Raw genomic sequence first — 18985 nt, forward strand, 5'->3', positions numbered from 1 at the left:
GTCGCGCGAATGTCACAGCGCCGCCAGCGGACTTTGTTGACCGTCAGTTGTAGATAAACCGGTTCACGACGTTTTCGAGCATCTCCTGCCTGCCGCTGACGGCCTGCGGATTCAGTTCGTTGGCGAAGGCGTGTTCGGCCAGTGACTGGAGGCTGAACTCACCCGCCAAAACCGCCAGCCCCAATGGCTGCTGCCAGCCGGCATAGCGTTGATCCTTGAATTGCTGGAGTCGGTCGTTCTGCACCATGGCCGCCGCGCGCTCCAGGGACAGGGCGAGGACGTCCATCGCGGCGACGTGGCCATGGAACAGATCGATCTCGTCGAGGCTTTGGCGGCGAACCTTGGAGTCGAAGTTGAACCCGCCATTCTTGAAACCACCGACTTTGAGAATTTCGTAGGTGGCCAGGGTCATCTCTTCGACGCTATTGGGAAACTGGTCGGTATCCCAGCCGTTCTGCGGATCACCACGGTTGGCATCGATGCTGCCGAAGATCCCCAACGAGGCGGCCGTTGCGATTTCGTGATGGAAGCTATGACCCGCCAGGGTTGCATGGTTGGCCTCGATGTTGACCTTGATTTCGTTTTCCAGGCCGAACTGATGCAGAAAGCCAAAGACGGTGGCGCTGTCGTAATCGTATTGGTGCTTGGTCGGCTCCTGTGGCTTGGGTTCGATCAGCAGGTCACCTTTGAAACCGATCTTGTGCTTATGCTCGACGACCATGCGCATGAAACGACCCAGTTGTTCGCGTTCGCGTTTCAAGTCGGTGTTGAGCAGGGTTTCGTAGCCCTCGCGACCGCCCCACAACACGTAGTTGGACCCTTTGAGGCGTTGGGTAGCGTTCAAGGCGCTGAATACCTGAGCGGCGGCACAGGCGAACACTTGCGGGTCCGGGTTGCTGGCGGCACCTGCGGCGAAGCGCGGGTTGCTGAAACAGTTGGCGGTTCCCCACAGCAGCTTGATCCCGCTCTGTTCCTGATGGCGCTCCAGGTGGTCGATCATCTGCGCGAAGTGGTTGCGGTATTCCTTTAGCGAACTGCCCTCCGGGGCGACATCCGTATCGTGGAAGCAGTAGTAGTCGATGCCGAGTTTGGAGAAGAACTCGAAAGCGGCCTGCGCCTTGCCGATGGCCATCTCCATCGGATCTGCCGCTTGCTGCCACGGACGCTTGAAGGTCCCTGCACCGAACACATCGGAGCCCGGCCAGACGAAGGTGTGCCAATAGCAGGCAGCCATGCGCAGGTGCTCGCGCATCGGTTTGCCGAGGATAAGTTTGTTGGCATCGTAGTGGCGGAAGGCGAGGGGAGAGTCGCTGGCGGGGCCTTCGTAGCGAATCTTGTCGACATCGGGAAAGTACTGCATTGGCAATGTCCTTGTTGTTCTTGGCGGTGTCTCGATACTAGCAACGGCCTTGTGGCTGCTGATTATGAAAGTCACCAACACAGGGTGCGATTTTGAGTATTGAGATTCGTCGCCTGCGCGCCTAGTCTGTGCCGACCGCCTCGGTGTTGACGGCCCAGGACAAGAACAATGAAAACCGTACCGCCCGTTCACCGCATTGCACTGCTGTTCAATGGCAGCAAGATCTACGACCGCGGCATCATTAGCGGCATCGGCAACTACCTGAGCAGCACGCGCGCATCCTGGGACTTGTTTCTTGAGGAGGATTTCCTCTGCCGGTTGAAAGGGATCGAGCGCTGGCAGGGTGACGGGATCATTGCCGACTTCGACGACCCGCTGATTGGCGAGGCGCTGGCCGCAATCAAGTTGCCCGTGGTGGCGGTGGGCGGTTCTTATCAGGATGTGCGAGCCTATCCGAAAGGTATTCCGTACGTCGCCACCGACAATGCCGCGCTGATGACGCTGGCGTATGAGCACCTGATCGAGGCCGGGCTGACGCGTTTTGCCTGCTTCAGCCTGCCTGAAGCACAAGCCAATCGTTGGGCTCAGGAACGGGAAAAAGCCTTTCGCCGGCTGATGCAACGCGATGGCCTGCACGCTGAGGTCTATCGCGGCATGGGCACCAGCGCGCCGCTCTGGGACAGCGCCGTCGAACAGCAGATCGCCTGGCTGCAAAGCCTGCCCAAACCCATCGGCATCATCGCCGTCAGTGACGCGCGCGCCCGGCAGCTACTGCAAGCCTGCCTGACCGCCGGAATCGCCGTGCCGGAGCAGGTGGCGTTGATCGGCATCGACAACGACCCGCTGACCCGCAGCCTGACCCGGGTGCCACTGAGCTCGGTCATCCAGGGCACCGAAACCATGGGGCGAACCGCCGCGCATCTGCTCCATCAGATGTTGCACGGCATGCCGTCCACGGGCACGCAAATACTGATACCCCCTGATTCGATCAACGTGCAGGTATCAAGTCTGCATCAACCATTAGGTGACCCCTACGTCATGCAGGCGCTGCTGTTCATCCGTCAATATGCCTGCCAGGGCATCAAGACGGCGCAGGTGGCGGCTTATGTCGGCGTGTCGCGCTCGTCGCTGGAATCGCACTTTCGCAAAGTGCGAGGCTGCAGCGTGCATGACGAGATCCTGCGCTTCAAACTGGCGGCAGCGACCAGCAGGCTAGAGAACACCGATTCAGCGATTGCAGACATTGCGTCCAACTGCGGCTTCAAATCTGCGCAGTATCTGCACACAGTGTTCCGTCGCGAGTTTGGCTGTACGCCCCGTGAATACCAGCAGGGCACCAGTGTCGCGATGCAATGATCGTTGGGGCGAGTCATCACCCTGGTCGCATAAATTTGAAATGCACGGCGTTGCTCTACAGAATCTCTCCCCGATCCGGCCCAAGGTGCCGGACATTCGTGGTGACCGGACATTCGTGGTGAAAAGGAACTGCAGTTGAACGAACAGACATTGTCCATCCGCCTGGAGCACGTGGCGGCGCATGTGCCAGCAGGCGCTCGCCTGGCCGATATCGGCTCGGATCACGGCTACTTGCCGGTGGCGTTGATGCGCCGTGGCGTCATCGCGGCGGCGGTGGCCGGCGAGGTGGCAATGACGCCGTTCCGCTCGGCCGAACGCACCGTGCGCGAGAACGGCCTGGACCGGCGGATCACCGTGCGCCTGGCCAATGGCCTGGCGGCGATCGAGCCGGGCGACGGGATCACGGCGATCAGCATCTGCGGCATGGGCGGCGAGACGATCCGCGACATCCTCGACAGCGGCAAGGCGCGCCTGAGCGGCCAGGAACGCCTGATCCTGCAGCCCAACGGCGGCGAGCAACCACTGCGCCAATGGCTGATGGAAAATGGCTACCGCATCCTCTGCGAGGAGCTGCTACGGGAGAATCGCTTCTACTACGAGATCATCGTCGCCGAGCGCGACGGGCCGGTAATGTACAGCGCCCAGGAGTTGTATTTCGGCCCGCTGCAGATGCAGGCACGCAGCCCGGTGTTCCTGTCCAAGTGGCAGCGCATGCTGCGCCATAAGCAGCAGACCCTCACCCACTTCGCCCAGGCGCGGCAGGCCGTGCCCGAGGAGAAGGTGCAAGACATCGCCCGACAGGCCCGGTGGATCAGCGAGCTGCTGGCTTGAGCACTGCGATTATCCTGGGAGCCTTAGTTCGGGGCTACGCTAACGCTATGCCGGGTCGTCGATCAATTGTGACTCACTTTTCGAGCTGCCTGTCGCTGAGGGGAGGTATCGACCCCTGGCTGACGGTCGAACTCGCTATTTCGGAGCATGCAGGCATTGATCAGGTGCTATTGGTATCTGTTGTTGACGTCTATTCGGTGAATTGACGTGTGCATGGATATGCACATATAGTCATCCGCATGAACCGAACCTCTATACGTTCCCGGGCAATTGATGCCGCAATCGACTCCCTCGATGGAGCCTTCTTCAAAGCTCTTTGCGAGCCGTCGCGGGTAGCTGTGCTCAAGCGAGTCATGCAACTGGGGCGTGCGGATATCGCCGAGATTGCCGAGGGGCTGCCTCAAGAGCGTTCTGTGGTATCTCGCCATCTGCAAGTGCTATCAGAGGCGGGTATCGTCCGTGCTACCAAGGTCAGCCGGCAGATGTTCTACGAGGTGGATGGGGCGGCGGTGGTGACACGGCTCGAAGCCATTCTCCAGCACATGAAGAGTCTGGCCCCGTTTTGCTGCCCTGGTGTGCCAGATTAGTTTTTTATTAACTGTATATATGCATGAGTGCGCATACATGAATGTAAAAAACGAGCCCATGGACGCCATCGTTGTTGGTGCGGGCCAAGCTGGGCTCGCGTGTGGCTGGCACCTGCGGCAGCAGAACCTCAGGTTTCTCATTCTGGATGCCGAGAGCCAGCCAGGTGGAAACTGGCGCAACTATTACGACAGCCTGAGACTTTTTTCCCCTGCTGCTTATTCATCGTTACCTGGGATGCCCTTTCCAGCTGAAGCCAAACATTATCCGCTACGCGATGAAGTCGTAGATTATTTGGAGCAGTACGCGAACACTTTCCAGCTACCCATTCGGCAGAACATACGAGTCCAGAAAGTGCGTAAAGAGAATGGACTGTTTTTGCTTCAGGCATCGGATGGTCAGCGTTTCTGCTCCAAAGCATTGATCGTATGCACCGGCGGATTCAATCAGCCGTTTATCCCTGACATTCAGGGGCTGGAGAGTTTTGGCGGGCAACGTTTACACAGTGCTGATTACCGAAATGTCGATGGCTTCAGAGACCAACGAATAGTGGTCATAGGTGCGGCCAACTCAGCGGTACAAATTGCCCATGAGTTGGCTCAAGTCAGCAGCGTCGTATTGGCGACAAGGGAATCGATTCGATTTTTTCCGCAAAAGATCCTTGGTGTGGATTTTCATGCTTGGCTCAAGTGGACAGGGGTGGAGAAGACTCGTTGGCTGAACGATCAAAGCACCCCGGTACTGGATGATGGCACCTATCGTCGAGCCATGAAGCAGGGACTTTTTGAGCGCAAGCCGATGTTCACGCTAGTAACGTCAACGGGCGTGCTTTGGGCCGATGGTCAGCACACCGAAGTGGACAGTTTGGTTTTCGCGACCGGATTTCGTCCAAACCTGGGGTTTTTGGCAGATCTACACATGGGGGACACCGGGAGCCTTGCTCAGCGACATGGGCAGGCGGAGCACGTACCGGGTTTGTATTTTGTGGGATTACCGAAACAGCGCAACTTTGCTTCGGCCACCCTCAGAGGCGTTGGGCCAGATGCTTCTCACATCATTCCCGGCTTGATGCGTTTCATTCACGTTGCATCGTCCATGAACGACCGGCCCCCGTTGCGATCGCACTGACGACAGGGTTGGACGCTTTAGAGACCCCCGAAACCGATAAACCAGGGAAGCGTATCCCTGCCTCTATGTCCTTCATACTCCGATTTCCTTTCAAGCTGATTTCGACAATAAAACAAACTGATCATTGCCGGGATAAGTAACAAGTTGAACAACCATTGAAACACCTCTGTTGATTTCAAGGTGATCGCCGCAACTAAATTAATTAGAGCCACGCCAATGATTAAAAGGTTATATCTAATATGTTGACGCTTGATTGAAGCAAAGCTTTCCCAATCATAAATCAGCCATTCGTGGGAAAATTCGTCGCATTCAGGACACTTATGGGTTGGCGGAAGTTTGTCTCCGATATAACCACAGCCAGGGCATCGAAATTTCATGGCGCTATCTACTATTAGGTGACATGCCATGTCGCGTTTCTTGTCGCGGTAAGCGCGAGATCTATCGAGGGGAAACGCGACTGGGTTGGCGGCAAACCCGGCTATGGTAAAGAGGGTAGCAGGACACCACCTGTTTTCCACTAGTCTGTCCATCGACTGTTTATGATCGATGGCTGCCTGTCACGAAGGGCTGCAACCGACCCTTTGCGGACATTCACTGCCACCGGGAGATAATCGTCGATACGTGCTTGCGGACCTTGAGCGAGGGTACTGGGTACCGGGATTTTCCAGTGTGTGTAGCGCTCGTGCTCATCGATGCGAGGATGGAACTCGCCGCTAAAACTCGCGGCCCAGTTCTCCAATGCGCGGAGACGACGGGGGATGCCTCGGAGTTTATTGTTACGGGGGAGCAATCTTCGCAAGGGGATATCCTTATGTTGCGCGATGACACTAACGGCTCGGGCAGTCAGGCGTATTCAACGGAATGTTCCATTTAAAAATTTTCTGCCTCGGGCGCACGGAAGGCCTTACTGTAATAGCCAGACTGGTCGAAACAGCAAACCTGCTTCTTGCCGGATGCAAGCATATCGCAGGCGTCACCCATTCGTTTTACGCGCGTCTTAAGTTGCTTGGCTGAAGTAATCCAGTGTATCCAGTCTACTCGTGCGAGGGTCGTCGTATTGTTCCAAACTTTACGAGCCTCAGGAGTGGCTGCCAGTGCCTCCTGAAAATCTGGTGGGATGTCAGGCTCGGGTTCCTTCTTCACAGGGGTTAGCTCAAGCGTAACGATATCCCCAACGGTCGCGCCTGCGGCTTCGTATAACTCTCTACTTACCTGCAGCCAATGGCTCAGCTGACCATCCGGCTCAAGGGTTGCCTGGAAATGGTGCCCATTGATTGTGCCTTCAACTGTCGTCCTTCCTCGCCTCGGAAGCTGTTCACTCGCGTCTCTTGGCAGTACTACGAACGCCCACGACGTATCATTACCGGGCTTTGCCGGACGAAGAAGCTTTGCTTCGAATCGGGATTTCACATCGATTGTTGTCATTGCAACTCCTCCAACTAATACGCTTAACTACTGATCCAGACGCCCGTTCCATGATGACGCGTGGCACTGGAATCGTCAGCTACAACGTGCAAACTGCGGTCGACACCACCATTTGATCGTTGCGCATGAGGTGACCAACGTCGGTTCCGATCGCGATCAACTCAGCTCGATGGCCAAGCAAGTCCGCGAGATGAATCCACAGCCGAATGCAGACATTAGTCGCTATCGCAAAGGTTAGCGAATCAGAATACCCGGACTGACAGCAAACCAATCGTATGTCTGAAAAGGGTGAGGCCATTGAAATTAAAGTTCAGCCACGTGGATGTTCTCGTCGAAGACCTCGAGGAAGCGTGCAGGTATTACGCCCGAGTCTTCAGCGCCAGGATTTCCAAGACACTTGATTGGCAGCGCGACGGTTTGCATGTGCGCTATGCGATCGTCATGTTTGGAACGGAGCGCCTTATGTTAGTGCAACCGTTTACCGGAAATCTCAAGGCGCTAATGGACTCCAACGGCGAAGGCACGATCTACCGTCACTGCTATTCCACGCCAGACATTGAGGCCGTCTACGACGAATTGATCGATGCAGGCGTCCAGCCGGAAAATGAGAACGGAAAACCACTGTCTCGCGACAATCTCCAATCGCCCAGTGGGACACGCATCATTTGGTTACCGAAACGCTTTGGGCATTTTTCTATTGAGCTGCTTGAAGAGAAAGAGCTGGAGGCATTTATCAAGGATGCATTTGCCGAGGAACCTGCACAAATCTTCTAAACGTTCTTTTCCATTGCGCGGTAATTTAGTCGTTCGCACAGATCAACGCTGAACCATTACCTTTGGAGCCTATCCGTGGATAGACGCAACTGGATTGAGCTGTCCCAGGACGCCGATACCGGGATTGAATCGATTCGTGCCCATTTTCAGGGGCATGCCTACGATCCGCATTGGCATGACAGTTTTTTGGTCGGGGTTACCGAGCAGGGGGTGCAGCAGTTCAATTGCCGGCGCGTTCGCCACCTCAGTACGCCGGGCAAGGTATTCATGCTGGAGCCGGGGGAGATCCACGATGGGCATGCGCCGACCGAGGAGGGGTTTACCTATTCCATGCTCTACCTCGATCCGCACTGGCTGGAGCGGGAGTTGCACGCGTTGTTCGAGCACGCACCGACCAACAGTCAGCCGGGTTTTGCCGACACCCTGAGCCAGGATCCGCGCCTGGCCACTGCCATTTTTCAAGCCTTCCACGCGCTCCATGAGGGCGACTTGCGCATCGTGCGCCAGAGCGCCATCGACACCTTGTTGGGTTCGCTCACTTGCCACCTTGATTGGCGCAAGCGTCAGGCCTTTGATCCGCGCCTGCCGTGGGTGGCCCAGGTTGCGCGTGATTATTTGCATGCCCATGTCTACGAAGACATCGGGCTGGATGATCTGGCCCAAGCCTGTGGTGTTGATCGCTTTCGCCTGACGCGGGCCTTCAAGGCAGCCTTTGGGCTGGCGCCTCATGCTTATTTGATCCAGCTGCGCCTGGCCAAGGCGCGACAGCTGCTGGCGCGGGGCGAGTCGCCGGCGCAGGTGGCCAGTGCTCTCGGGTTCGCCGATCAAAGCCATATGGGGCGCTGGTTCCGCCGCGCCTATCAGCTCACACCCGCGGATTACCGCAAGCGCTGCTCAAACCTTCCAGACTGAATCCCGCTGACTCGCGATCATGGTTTCCTTTCTGATCAAGGAGTCCATGCCATGGAATCGTTGCTGCCTTTCCTGTTGTTTGCATTCGTTGCCTCGATTACCCCGGGACCGACCAATATTCTGGTGTTGAGCCACAGTTCACGGCGAGGGCTGGGTGCCACATTGCCGATCATTTTTGGCGCATGCGGGGCGGCGGCGCTGATTGTGTTTGCAGTCGGGCTCGGTGTGGGCGAAACGCTGCTGCGGTTTCCCCGTGTGCAGCAGGCGATGGCTTGGGCCGGGGTGCTCTGGTTGAGTTGGCTGGCCTGGCAAATCTTTCAAAGCGCGCCGCCGTCCCTGGACCCGACCACCCCGCGCGACGAAGGTCTCAGCGTGTTCGGCGCCGCCACTCTGCAATTGGTCAACCCCAAGGTCTGGATGATGGCGGCGGCGGTGGTTAGCGTATTTGTCGGTGGCGGTGACAAGACCCTGCGACTGGTGGTGTTGTCGCTGATGTTTCTGTTGGTCTCCTTGCCATGCATGACCCTGTGGGCGTTGCTCGGCGTGGGTAGCGCTCGGGCTTTTGGTTCGCCACAGGCGTTCAAACGCATGAACACTGCACTGGCTTTTTTACTGCTGGTGTCGGCGTGGTTGACCGTGCTGGTGTAGGTCGAACACTGCTTGGGCAGGGCGAAGCAAGGGGACTGTCAGAAATTTTGTGTTCGGGCATAACATGTTGAAAAGGAGCATGTATGCCGACCAAAAAGAAACCGGCCTCGGAGGCCAAAACCCAGCTTCCTTCGATTCCGAAGGAGCTGATCGATCAGTTCGTTAAAGGCCCAATGAGCGCCGAGGCGATTCAGGACGCATCCATGGCGTTCAAAAAGGCGCTTATCGAGCGAGCCCTTGGCGCGGAGCTGGGTCACCACCTTGGCTACCCTCAGGGCGCGGAGCGCCCTGAGGAGTCGAGTAACCAGCGCAACGGCAAAAGCAGCAAGACCGTGCTGACCGATGATGGCCCGCTGCGTCTGGACATTCCTCGGGATCGCGATGGCAGCTTCGCGCCAATGCTGATCCCCAAGCATGAGCGTCGGTTCACGGGCTTCGACGACAAAATCATTGCCATGTACGCCCGTGGCATGACCGTCCGAGAGATCCGGGCATTCCTTTCGGAGCAGTACGGGACCGATGTTTCCCATGATTTCATCAGCTCGGTCACTGACGCAGTGTTGGAGGAAGTGACTGCCTGGCAACAACGCCCGCTTGAGCCGATGTATCCGGTGATTTTCTTCGATGCGCTGCGGGTCAAAATCCGTGAGGAAGGACTGGTTCGCAACAAGGCCATCTACCTGGCTCTGGGCGTGCTGCCGGACGGCACCCGAGACATTTTGGGCATCTGGATTGAGACCACTGAGGGGGCCAAGTTCTGGATGAAGGTCTTCAACGACCTCAAGACCCGTGGCGTTGAGGATGTATTGATCGCGGTAACTGACGGCCTTAAAGGCATGCCAGAAGCCTTGAGTGCGGTGTTTCCGACGACGACCTTGCAGACCTGCATCGTGCACCTGATCCGTAACAGTCTTGATTACGCCTCCTGGGACAAGCGCCGCGAGTTGGCCAAAGCCCTCAAGCGGTTTATCAGGCGCTTAACGTTGAAGCTGCCGAGCAAGCTCTGGACGCATTTGAAACGGGGCCTTGGGGCAAACAATACCCAACAGTCGTAGCCGCTTGGAGACGTGCCTGGGATCGAGTCATCCCGTTTTTTGTCTTCCCGCCTGCCATCCGAAAAGTGATCTACACCACTAACGCCATCGAGAGCATCAATGCTCAGTTGCGCAAGATCATCAAGACAAGAGGCCACTTCCCGACTGATGATGCAGCGACGAAGCTGATCTGGCTGGCACTGCAAAACATCACGGCCAATTGGGGCAGCGCAGCGCACGACTGGAAGAGCGCAATGAATCAGTTTGCGATTCTTTATGGCGATCGATTTACCAGGTCAAACTGGTGAAATGAGGGCTTGCCTTATGGCAGGCCGTTACCGGCCCGCACACAAAAAATCTGACACTCCCGAAGCAAGTCACAGCTTACTGTCACTCATCTAAATCGAAAGGCCAAACCGATATTCGTGCTCTGTCCCTTCATGCCGGGATACAGGCTCGATCAAGAAGCCACACCGTTTGAGTACTTTTGCCGAGCCTATATTTGCAGCGTATACGTTGGCAACCAGCTGTTTAAGGTTCCAATGCAACTGCGCTTCCTGGATCAGATGCCTCACCGCCAGCGTTGCCAGTCCCTGTCCGCAAGCGCTTTGAGCAATTCGATAGCCGACTTCTGCCGACCGCTCGGACGTGTCGATACCTTTCAGGTTCGCCCGACCCACTATTTTTCCGCCAGCCTCTTCGATGATAAATGGGTGCCAGGTTCCGGCGGCAAAATCAGACAAATAAGCCGCAATGTGCTCGGTGACGCCTTGTACCGAATAAAAAGCCGCATTGCGCGCGTCAATGAAACGCTCGAACCACTCGCGATTGTCCAGTTCAAATGTCAGCAACGCCTCAGCATCAGTACTTTGGAGGGTACGAATTCTGACGGGTTTCATAAGGTCGCTTCCCTTTCTGGTAGAACTACTTGAATAGTTGCGCAGTGGAACAACTGTCCGCTCTCGGCCGATTTTTACCTGCATCGACCGGTTGAATCCGCAACCGAAAGCGGACAGCCCGGACACCCAGAATCAGGTTTCGGATTGATGAGCCGCCCAGTGTTTCATCTCTTCGGCAATGAAGTGGTTCACCAGGTCGCTGTACATTTTCTCGATTGCATCCGCGCTCAAGCCCTCGGCCTCGGCCCACTCGCGACGTGTCGCCAGCATCGCCTTGAAACGCTCCGGCGCACGCACCGAAGTCGCTGAGGTCTTGAACTTGGAGGCCGCCAGCACGTAATGAAAACGCTTGCCCAACAGCTTGATAACAACCTGATCAAGGGCATCGATTTCGCGTCGGATGTCCTCCATGTCTGCACACTCTGCGGGCTGCAACTGATTGATGACTTCCATGTAAGTGACTCCGTTTGCTGAAAAAGATCGTGGGCTTCAGAAGAGGTATTGGTGGGTTACCGCGTGAGGCACCTCTCAAACACCGCCATATTGATACACCGTCGCACTCCAATACTGGCTGCCGTTACGTTCTTGGCGAGTCCATCCATCTGCCACCAGTTGTTTGGCGATCATTCGATTCATAAAGCCATGACCAAGCAGCAGAACCGGTCCTTCACTGGCAAGGGACTGAAGTCGTTGAGCTGCCGAGCTGGCGCGCATCCTCGCAGTGCCGACGGATTCGACTCTGCGCGAGTAACCGCACAACCATAAGACTCGAAGGATAAATGCCCAGGTAAACGGCGATAGCCGTGGCAGTTTCCAGTGACCATAAGGCAGTTGCGCTTCACAGAAAAGCGCGTCGACGAGGGCGGGCTTCAGGCCAAGAGCCTGGACGGAGGTCAGCGCACGAGGCGCGTTGCTTGAGACAATCACCGTGGCGGTTGCAGCGAGCTGCATGCTGGCATCCGGGACGGGGTGGTTAGTAATTTCAGACCGGTTGTATTTTTCGATCCAGTCTTTCATTTCGAGCGCTGACATTTTGTCGGCTGCGACCAACTTTGGCTGGCCGTGACGCATCAGGATTATTGTCCTACTCACAGTATGTTTACGTCCTTGTCCTGGTATGCGGTGAATGTGGGGCCCGACGGTCATCTTATCTGCGAAAGTCAGTCGTCGGCCATGACGGATGTACGTTTTTCCGGCGACGGAGGCGCACTGTGGTTTTCAAACCAATCGTGATCGCGGTACCACGCCACGGTGTCAGTGAGTGTCAGCTCCAGCGGCCGGAAACTCAGGCCAAGCTCTTGTTCACTCTTGCTGTGGTTGAAACAGGTGCGGTCCTTCTCTCGTACCAACAGGCGCAACGTGGCCATGCTCAGCAGAATGGGCTTGCCGGTAATACGCGCATAGATCTCCTGCACAGCCGCCAAGGTGTATAGCAAGGGCAGCGGTAGTTGTCGAACGGGTGTCTTGACGCCCGCTATACGTCCCAGCATAGGCACCAGCTCACGCATGGTCATATGCCGGCCCGCCGCGAGATAGCGCTCACCGCGCCGGCCATGTCTGGCTGCGGCAATCTGCGCCAATGCCACATCGCGGGCATCGACAACGGAGAAGCTGCCGGGGATCAGTCCGGGCAATTTGCCGCGCACGACATCGTTAACCAGCTGCCCCGAGGAGGTCGGGCCAATGTCGGCAGGGCCCCACATCCAGCCAGGCAGGACCATGCAGGCATGCATCTGGGGATGGCGTTTCAGGAACGACAAGACGACACGGTCGGCGAGGATCTTGCTACGGTAGTAGTCATCCGCGTCGGCGTCGGCCCGCAGGCAAGTTTCATCGATCGACGTGCCGGGGGCGCCGTCGAGCACGGCAATGGACGACGTATGGATGAAACGTCGGATACCAGCGTGGTCGGCCCGGACAAGCAAGCGCCGCGTACCCTCCACGTTAATCTTTTCGAGTTCCTTCCAGTGACTGCCGCCCTTGTAGTTGTCGCGAAAGAACGCGGCGGTGTGAAACACCGTATCGCAGCCTTGCAACGACATTGCGAACGCGTCGACATCGGCCATGTCGCCAACGACCAGTTCCACACCCTGCAAATGCTTGAACTGTTGTTCACCTTTGGCTCTTGAACGAACCAGGGCTTTGACCGCGCAACCACGAGCGACCAGCTCACGCACCAGGTTGTTGCCCAACAAGCCGGTTGCGCCAGTAACGAATACGCTGTGCATCGCTCAACCCTCAGCCTGCTCGGCTAAAAAATGACATCAACACCGCACTGTCGAAGAAGACCTCTTCACGGATGGCCAACCCATCCTTGAAGGTGAAGTGTGCGGCGTAGTACACGGCAATGTGGCGGCCATGGGGTGGAATCACCCGGTCCGGCAGCACTAATGGTGCGGTGAAGGTGCCGGTCAGGAAGGCGGTCAGTGCTAAACGATCATCACCGACGGCAAATGGGCTGAAGGTCAGCTGGGCATCGGGGAAGGCTTCGAGTAATGCGGTTTCTCGTTTGCGCATGGATTCGCGACCGGTTTGCATCCCCATTCCGTCGAAGTAGATGAAGTCTTCGCAAACCAGCGTAAGCATCGCCTCCACATCACGGCGATTGAAGGCACTGGCGGCGCGTTCCGCAAAGTCGTTGGGGCCAGTAGTCATACAGTCCGTTCCATTCCATTCGTTTCAAGGGCGTGTAGATATACCGTTGACGCCTCGCCCGAAAAACAGCGACTGCTGCATAATGGATTTGCAAATTTGCAAATCAGGGAAGATAGGAAGCATGGCTTTGCAAGCAAACTGGGACGATCTTCGGCTGCTGTTGGCCGTCTCGCGACGAGGCAGTTTTCTTCAGGCCGGCCAATTGCTGGGGGTCGCTGCGTCTACTGTGTCGCGACGGCTGACCCAACTTGAAGGCGCACTTGGCGAGCCACTTGTCGAGCGGGGCGTTGAAGGATGTTGGTTGACCCCGCGAGGCCAATCCCTCGTCGAAGTTGCCCTGGCTGCAGAAGCGGGCTTGAGGCGTCAAACCGTTACGGGCATGTCTGAGCTACACACAGAGCTATCTGGCAGTGTCGTGGTCAGTGCGGGGGAGGGGTTCTCTTCTTGCGTGCTGGAGGCCGCGAGTCGCTTCACCTCTGTGCACCCGCGATGCTCGGTGGAGTTGCTGATAACAGCCGACTTTCACAAGATCGTCCGCGGCGTCGCAGACATTGCTGTGCGCACAGCTCATCTGGGCGAGCCGTCGCTGATTTATCGCCCCATAGGCAAACTCGCTTACGGTGTTTTCGCCGATGCAAGCTATCTGAAGCGGTTTCCAGGGGTGACTCCGGCCACTGCGGTCAATATTGCTTTGCTTCCTCCGCTGGATAGGTTGCCGCAAATGTGTGCGGCAAAGGCCGCGGGTCTGGAACGCACGCAGATCAGTGTGAACTCGTTCGCGGCTCAACTCGAATCGGTGAGGCGAGGTATGGGTGTGGCAGTGCTGCCCCGTATTCTGGCGAAGGACCTGATCGGGTTGTTCCCGGATCTCCAGCTTCCAGATATGGAGGTCTATCTGGTGACCCGGCCGCAGGCGTTGAAACAGGCTCACATCAAATGTTTTTTTGTGATCCTGGAACAGGTGCTGCTTGAAGCCATTTCCGGGGAGGCGCCCCGAAATGGGGGCAAATAGATCTTCTCAAATTCAGTGGCTTTGACTTTGCAATCTGGTACGGGCACAGTCTGGCGCTACGTGAGGATGGATGCCTCGGTGAAGCTTAAGGAGAATGCCGTGTTTCCGATCAATATCTGGCTTGCCTATACTGCCGCGTGCTTGCTTTTGGTACTCGCACCAGGCCCGGACAATCTGCTGGCCGTAGGCCGAGGACTCAGTCAGGGCAGGATAGCCGCTATCGTATCGGGCATGGCATCCGGTACCGGAATTCTCTTTCATGTGGCAACCGCTTCACTCGGACTGACTTTGCTTATGCAGACGTCCGCAGTTGCCTTCTGGGTCGTCAAGCTCATCGGCGCCGGTTACTTACTTTGGCTTGGCATAAAAGTCCTGCGCTCTCGTAGCCTGATTAGCTTCCAGCCAGCGACTCGGCAATCACTGCCGAGCATTTTCCTCACTGGACTACTCTCGGCGGCACTCAATCCGAAGCCTGGGTTTTTTGTCCTTGCGTTCATCCCGCAGTTCGTCGACCCACAACGCGGCTCAGTGAGCGTGCAGATGCTGGTGTACGGCATATGGTTCGCCGCACTTACGGCAGTGGGATTCGCACTTATGGGCGTATTTGCCACTGCACTGTCCCGATTTTTGCGTCAGAGGCCACGACTGGTAAATGGCCTGAATGTAGGGGCAGGACTCACCTTCGTTGCTTCGGGAGTATCGATAGCGGCACTCAGTCAAAAATAGGATCGGTCCCCGGATAAAAATCGTTTGGTGATCATTGCCACTGCCTCCGCCGGAGAGGTCAGGGCTGTGTCTATATTAAACGGGGCGTTATCCCACGCCTCATATTCATGATCCAATACAGACTGCCAGGTTGGTGGCGTCAGCCCGGGAATATCAGTCTTCCTGGTTTCTACCCGTCGCCGGTGTTCATGTTTATCAGAGCAAACCACCTGGATATTCACTAATGGAGCACCCGAGCGTGTGGCGATTTCGCTCCACGCCTTTCGGCTTTCGATGACTGGGTTAACACAGTCGACTATGACCGTGCTGCCGAAACGAAGATTGCTCAGAGCAAGCTCATTAGCGACCATGTAACCGCTCCGCCCCACGTCTTGTGCCAGAGCACCGGAATTTCGGATAGCCTGCTCAATCGTATCGATCCGCAGATACACAGCACTTGTTCTGGTGGCAAGGTCACTTGCGATAGTCGTCTTTCCGGTACCTGGAAGGCCGCTGAAGACAATGAGCATTTTATGTCCTTCTATTAGTGAGTTAACCCAGTCCAGGCGGGTTGCCAGTGATGCGGCAGCAATAGCGGCTACCGACTGGCGAACATACCTACAAGGCTAAGGGCGAGTAAACGTCCGCTCTAGCTTGCTGCATGAGGCGAAATCAGGCATATCGTTCATCCATTAAAAAAAGCCCCCCTTAGCCCCAGATAACATGATTTTTCACACGCTCAAGCCTTCCATATAGTCATCGCAAGCCCAATCGGAACACATTTGTGTTTCATCGATGCGAGATAAATTTATGGATGACAAGATAAAACCGAGTCAGAGCCAGAAGGCTGGTTTGGGGACGCGAGTGGTTTGGGGCGGGGAGCAAGTTCAGCATCCCTACAACGCTACCCAGACGCCCATCGTAGTCAGTGCCGCCTACGGTTACCAAGACATCGATCAATGGTATGACGTGGCGCTGGGTAAAGAGCCTGGTTTCATTTACAGCCGCATGAGCAACCCTACTGTCACTGTCCTGGAAGACAAACTTTGCGAGCTGGAAAGCGCAGAATCGGCAGTCGCTTTCAGTACCGGGATGGCTGCCATCAGTGGTGTGCTGCATACCTTCTTGTCCAATGGTCAGCGTGTGGTTTCTACCCGCGACAGCTATGGTGGCACAAACAAGATCTTTGAAGAGTTTCTCCCTCGTATGGGAGTCGAGGTCACGCTTTGCGATACCCTCGACATAGAAGCTATCGAGCATGAGATCGCTAAAGGCTGCAATGTCCTTTACCTGGAAACCCCGACGAATCCAACACTCAAGGTTCTTGATATCAGACGTCTCGTGGCGATGGCGAAGGGTGTTGGGGCTTTGGTCATAGCAGACAATACGTTCGCGACGCCTTTGAATCAGAATCCCCTTGCTCTTGGGGTTGACGTAGTAGTGCACAGTGCTACCAAGTTCCTGTCCGGTCATGGCGATGTGCTTGGCGGTGTGGTCTGCGGCACCGAGCATCTCATGTCTCAAGTTCGCCATTATCGCGAAATCAATGGGGCCTCGCTGGATCCGTTTTCGGCTTATCTCATCATCCGGGGCATCAAGACTCTGGCTTTGCGTCTTCGCCAGCAACAGGCGAGCGCACAAGTACTGGCCGAATACCTATGCACTGAACCCCTAGTGGAATCTGTGAACTATCCGGGACTACCTCAACATCGAGGTCATGTCATTGCTCGTTCGCAAATGCGTGGATTTGGCGCAATTGTCAGCTTTGTGCTGGTAGGGGGTATGGACACAGTGACTCGTTTGTTGCCGCTGCTCAAATATGCACATCGTGCGGGCAACCTGGGAGCGGTTGAAACCATCTACGGGCCGGCACGGACAACCAGCCACGTGGAAAACACCTTGGAGGAACGGCAGGCACTTGGGATTTCCGAGGGTTTGGTGAGGGTCTCCGTGGGTATTGAAGATACAGCCGACTTGTTGGCTGACCTTAAACAAGCATTTGCGTTAGTTCGCAGCAAACAAGGTGATGCAATCCTCCATGCTGGCAAGCGTTTCACCGAGGTGGGAACCTGAACTCGGTAAAACTTCCGATTTTATTATCGGAACGTCCTTCATGAATAGTGAAAACAATAACAACTAGCGACAATTTAATTGTGCTGCCTAATGGTCGGTTACAAGAAATATTTGTCCGTGCATTTCATGAGTACATAGCGATGACTATCCAAACAAAGAATGATCAGTCCGATCCAGCCTTGAATTTCAAGAAAGAAATGCAAACCCGCCACATTGTCATGTTGGCGTTGGGTGGTGTAATCGGTACGGGATTATTCCTTACCTCCGGCTACACCGTTAATCAGGCTGGGCCGCTTGGCGCAGTGATTGCCTACATCATCGGTGCGGTGATGGTGTATTTGGTAATGGTCTGTCTCGGTGAATTAGCGGTACAGATGCCAGAAACCGGATCTTTCAGTAGCTACGCAACTCGATACTTGGGCCCAGGTACGGGCTATACGGTGGCCTGGCTATATTGGCTCACTTGGGCAGTCGCTATTGGCTCTGAATTTACGGCTGCGGGCATCCTGATGGTTCGGTGGTTCCCTGATACACCGGTCTGGATCTGGAGCGCGTTTTTTGCCATTGCAGTCTTTTTAAGCAACGTTGTATCTGTTCGTTTGTTTGCCGAGACTGAATTCTGGCTTTCGCTCATTAAAGTTCTGACTGTTATCACGTTTATCGTCATTGGTGGTGGGGCCATTTGCGGTCTCTTCCAAGTACAGCATTTGCAAGGTGCCGGGCTCTCGAACTTTACCCGTGAGGGGCTTTTCCCGACAGGGTTCTTGCCCATTGCGATGACACTTCTAGCTGTCTCCTTTGCATTTTCCGGAACTGAGCTTATCGGGATTGCGGCAGGTGAAGCGCAAGATCCTCAGACAAGCGTACCCAAGGCGATACGGACGACGGTGGTACGTCTGGCGCTGTTCTTCGTGGGCACGATTTTCGTACTTGCTACCTTATTGCCCCGAGAGCAGGCGGGCGTTATAGAAAGTCCGTTCGTGATGGTGTTCGAGCTGATTGGCATCCCCTATTCAGCCGACATCATGAACTTTGTCATTCTCACGGCCCTGATATCCGCCGCTAACTCGGGACTGTATGCGGCTTCGCGCATGCTTTGGACATTGAGTGATCAAGGGCACATGCCTAAGCGCTACGCCAGGCTTTCGCGCCAGGGCACACCGGTTAATGCGATCGTTTTGAGTATGGCGGGGGCGATGGCGTCGCTGCTCAGCAGCGTGTTTGCCCCTGATACGGTTTACTTGGCTCTGGTATCGATTTCAGGGCTCGCGGTGGTGATCGTCTGGATGAGCATCGCTGCGAGCCAAATCGCCTTCCGACGCCAATACGTCGCCAATGGCGGGCGGGTTGAGGATCTGCATTTCCGTGTGCGCGGCTACCCTTGGGTTCCTATTGGTGCTCTGTTGTGTTGCTTGCTGGCCTGCGTTGGCATTGCTTTTGATCCTGAGCAGCGAGTGGCGCTTTACTTCGGTCTTCCGTTTATCGCGTGGTGTTACTTCGTTTATTGGATCACTCGCAAGAAGCGGGAAGAGCGGTTGGCATTAGCAGCGGCTGCACATCATTCCGCTGGTGCGGCGTGAGTAGCTCA

19 protein-coding genes and 2 pseudogenes are annotated in these 18985 nt (G+C 56.0%); 13 read left to right on the forward strand and 8 right to left on the reverse strand.

Annotation, left to right across the window (positions count from 1 at the left end; all coding sequences use genetic code 11):
• Nucleotides 1–43 precede the first annotated feature (43 nt).
• Nucleotides 44–1360, reverse strand: a complete 1317-nt coding sequence (gene xylA, locus PSH88_RS11780) for a xylose isomerase (RefSeq protein ID WP_305483538.1) — start codon at nt 1358–1360, stop codon at nt 44–46.
• Nucleotides 1361–1528: 168 nt separating this feature from the next.
• Here xylA and PSH88_RS11785 point away from each other — a divergent pair, with 168 nt between their 5' ends.
• The 4 genes from PSH88_RS11785 (at nt 1529) to PSH88_RS11800 (ending at nt 5260) form a co-directional block, all read left to right on the forward strand.
• The gene (locus tag PSH88_RS11785; protein WP_305426337.1) at nt 1529–2716 is read left to right on the forward strand and encodes a XylR family transcriptional regulator; all 1188 of its coding nucleotides are present in this window, start codon (nt 1529–1531) and stop codon (nt 2714–2716) included.
• Nucleotides 2717–2851: 135 nt separating this feature from the next.
• Complete coding sequence (locus PSH88_RS11790) at nt 2852–3547, forward strand: tRNA (adenine(22)-N(1))-methyltransferase (protein ID WP_305426338.1); 696 nt, start codon at nt 2852–2854, stop codon at nt 3545–3547.
• A 239-nt stretch (nt 3548–3786) separates the two neighbouring features.
• Entirely contained in the window at nt 3787–4134 is a 348-nt protein-coding gene (locus PSH88_RS11795; protein WP_305426339.1) for an ArsR/SmtB family transcription factor, read from the forward strand.
• Nucleotides 4135–4171: 37 nt separating this feature from the next.
• Nucleotides 4172–5260, forward strand: a complete 1089-nt coding sequence (locus tag PSH88_RS11800; protein ID WP_305426340.1) for a flavin-containing monooxygenase — start codon at nt 4172–4174, stop codon at nt 5258–5260.
• An 870-nt stretch (nt 5261–6130) separates the two neighbouring features.
• On the opposite strand, the gene PSH88_RS11805 is transcribed toward PSH88_RS11800, so the two are convergent.
• Entirely contained in the window at nt 6131–6685 is a 555-nt protein-coding gene (locus PSH88_RS11805; RefSeq protein ID WP_305426341.1) for a YdeI/OmpD-associated family protein, read from the reverse strand.
• Nucleotides 6686–6714: 29 nt separating this feature from the next.
• Between PSH88_RS11805 and PSH88_RS11810 the strand changes: the two are divergent.
• The 5 genes and pseudogenes from PSH88_RS11810 to PSH88_RS11830 form a co-directional block, all read left to right on the forward strand.
• Nucleotides 6715–6875 (forward strand): annotated as a pseudogene (locus tag PSH88_RS11810) (IS5/IS1182 family transposase); the annotation flags it as partial.
• Between the two features lie 107 nt (nt 6876–6982).
• Nucleotides 6983–7459: a VOC family protein gene (locus PSH88_RS11815; protein WP_305426342.1), complete on the forward strand. Its 477-nt coding sequence runs from the start codon at nt 6983–6985 to the stop codon at nt 7457–7459.
• A gap of 75 nt (nt 7460–7534) precedes the next feature.
• Nucleotides 7535–8371 carry an AraC family transcriptional regulator gene (locus PSH88_RS11820; RefSeq protein WP_305426343.1) on the forward strand — a complete coding sequence of 279 codons (837 nt, stop codon included), beginning with the start codon at nt 7535–7537 and terminating at the stop codon, nt 8369–8371.
• A 51-nt stretch (nt 8372–8422) separates the two neighbouring features.
• Nucleotides 8423–9019: a LysE family translocator gene (locus tag PSH88_RS11825; RefSeq protein ID WP_305426344.1), complete on the forward strand. Its 597-nt coding sequence runs from the start codon at nt 8423–8425 to the stop codon at nt 9017–9019.
• An 83-nt stretch (nt 9020–9102) separates the two neighbouring features.
• Nucleotides 9103–10361 (forward strand): annotated as a pseudogene (locus tag PSH88_RS11830) (IS256 family transposase).
• A gap of 90 nt (nt 10362–10451) precedes the next feature.
• Here PSH88_RS11830 and PSH88_RS11835 read toward each other — a convergent pair.
• From PSH88_RS11835 to PSH88_RS11855, 5 genes are all read right to left on the reverse strand, one after another.
• Complete coding sequence (locus tag PSH88_RS11835) at nt 10452–10952, reverse strand: GNAT family N-acetyltransferase (protein WP_305426345.1); 501 nt, start codon at nt 10950–10952, stop codon at nt 10452–10454.
• Between the two features lie 132 nt (nt 10953–11084).
• The gene (locus tag PSH88_RS11840; RefSeq protein ID WP_305426346.1) at nt 11085–11405 is read right to left on the reverse strand and encodes an isochorismate lyase; all 321 of its coding nucleotides are present in this window, start codon (nt 11403–11405) and stop codon (nt 11085–11087) included.
• A gap of 75 nt (nt 11406–11480) precedes the next feature.
• Nucleotides 11481–12023, reverse strand: coding sequence for a histidine phosphatase family protein (locus PSH88_RS11845; protein ID WP_305426347.1), 543 nt, complete (start codon nt 12021–12023; stop codon nt 11481–11483).
• 89 nt (nt 12024–12112) lie between these two features.
• Complete coding sequence (locus PSH88_RS11850) at nt 12113–13180, reverse strand: SDR family oxidoreductase (protein WP_305426348.1); 1068 nt, start codon at nt 13178–13180, stop codon at nt 12113–12115.
• Nucleotides 13181–13190: 10 nt separating this feature from the next.
• A complete protein-coding gene (locus PSH88_RS11855; protein WP_305426349.1) occupies nt 13191–13607 on the reverse strand; it encodes an ester cyclase in 417 nt (138 codons plus the stop codon).
• A gap of 121 nt (nt 13608–13728) precedes the next feature.
• Here PSH88_RS11855 and PSH88_RS11860 point away from each other — a divergent pair, with 121 nt between their 5' ends.
• Together PSH88_RS11860 and PSH88_RS11865 are read left to right on the forward strand one after the other, a co-directional pair.
• On the forward strand, nt 13729–14619 hold the full coding sequence (locus PSH88_RS11860; RefSeq protein ID WP_305426350.1) for a LysR family transcriptional regulator: 891 nt from the start codon (nt 13729–13731) through the stop codon (nt 14617–14619).
• A gap of 99 nt (nt 14620–14718) precedes the next feature.
• Complete coding sequence (locus PSH88_RS11865; protein WP_305426351.1) at nt 14719–15345, forward strand: LysE family translocator; 627 nt, start codon at nt 14719–14721, stop codon at nt 15343–15345.
• Here the strand turns inward: PSH88_RS11865 and PSH88_RS11870 are convergent.
• On the reverse strand, nt 15336–15854 hold the full coding sequence (locus PSH88_RS11870) for a P-loop nucleotide/nucleoside kinase family protein (protein WP_305426352.1): 519 nt from the start codon (nt 15852–15854) through the stop codon (nt 15336–15338). The genes PSH88_RS11865 and PSH88_RS11870 overlap by 10 nt on opposite strands.
• 280 nt (nt 15855–16134) lie before the next feature.
• Between PSH88_RS11870 and PSH88_RS11875 the strand changes: the two genes are divergently transcribed.
• Complete coding sequence (locus PSH88_RS11875) at nt 16135–17397, forward strand: cystathionine gamma-synthase family protein (protein WP_305426353.1); 1263 nt, start codon at nt 16135–16137, stop codon at nt 17395–17397.
• 140 nt (nt 17398–17537) lie between these two features.
• A complete protein-coding gene (locus PSH88_RS11880; protein WP_305426354.1) occupies nt 17538–18977 on the forward strand; it encodes an amino acid permease in 1440 nt (479 codons plus the stop codon).
• The last annotated feature ends 8 nt before the right edge of the window (nt 18978–18985 follow it).

It is taken from the genome of Pseudomonas wuhanensis (assembly GCF_030687395.1).
Classification (GTDB): Bacteria; Pseudomonadota; Gammaproteobacteria; order Pseudomonadales; family Pseudomonadaceae; genus Aquipseudomonas; species Aquipseudomonas wuhanensis.

Coding starts and splice junctions, on each gene's coding strand:
- PSH88_RS11850 (WP_305426348.1), bottom strand. CDS start 13,180: ATGCACAGCGTATTCGTTACTGGCGCAACCGGCTTGTTGGGCAACAAC.
- PSH88_RS11870 (WP_305426352.1), bottom strand. CDS start 15,854: ATGCTCATTGTCTTCAGCGGCCTTCCAGGTACCGGAAAGACGACTATC.
- PSH88_RS11800 (WP_305426340.1), top strand. CDS start 4,172: ATGAATGTAAAAAACGAGCCCATGGACGCCATCGTTGTTGGTGCGGGC.
- PSH88_RS11845 (WP_305426347.1), bottom strand. CDS start 12,023: ATGCGTCACGGCCAGCCAAAGTTGGTCGCAGCCGACAAAATGTCAGCG.
- PSH88_RS11840 (WP_305426346.1), bottom strand. CDS start 11,405: ATGGAAGTCATCAATCAGTTGCAGCCCGCAGAGTGTGCAGACATGGAG.
- PSH88_RS11795 (WP_305426339.1), top strand. CDS start 3,787: ATGAACCGAACCTCTATACGTTCCCGGGCAATTGATGCCGCAATCGAC.
- xylA (WP_305483538.1), bottom strand. CDS start 1,360: ATGCAGTACTTTCCCGATGTCGACAAGATTCGCTACGAAGGCCCCGCC.
- PSH88_RS11855 (WP_305426349.1), bottom strand. CDS start 13,607: ATGACTACTGGCCCCAACGACTTTGCGGAACGCGCCGCCAGTGCCTTC.
- PSH88_RS11805 (WP_305426341.1), bottom strand. CDS start 6,685: ATGACAACAATCGATGTGAAATCCCGATTCGAAGCAAAGCTTCTTCGT.
- PSH88_RS11875 (WP_305426353.1), top strand. CDS start 16,135: ATGGATGACAAGATAAAACCGAGTCAGAGCCAGAAGGCTGGTTTGGGG.
- PSH88_RS11860 (WP_305426350.1), top strand. CDS start 13,729: ATGGCTTTGCAAGCAAACTGGGACGATCTTCGGCTGCTGTTGGCCGTC.
- PSH88_RS11835 (WP_305426345.1), bottom strand. CDS start 10,952: ATGAAACCCGTCAGAATTCGTACCCTCCAAAGTACTGATGCTGAGGCG.
- PSH88_RS11880 (WP_305426354.1), top strand. CDS start 17,538: ATGACTATCCAAACAAAGAATGATCAGTCCGATCCAGCCTTGAATTTC.
- PSH88_RS11825 (WP_305426344.1), top strand. CDS start 8,423: ATGGAATCGTTGCTGCCTTTCCTGTTGTTTGCATTCGTTGCCTCGATT.
- PSH88_RS11785 (WP_305426337.1), top strand. CDS start 1,529: ATGAAAACCGTACCGCCCGTTCACCGCATTGCACTGCTGTTCAATGGC.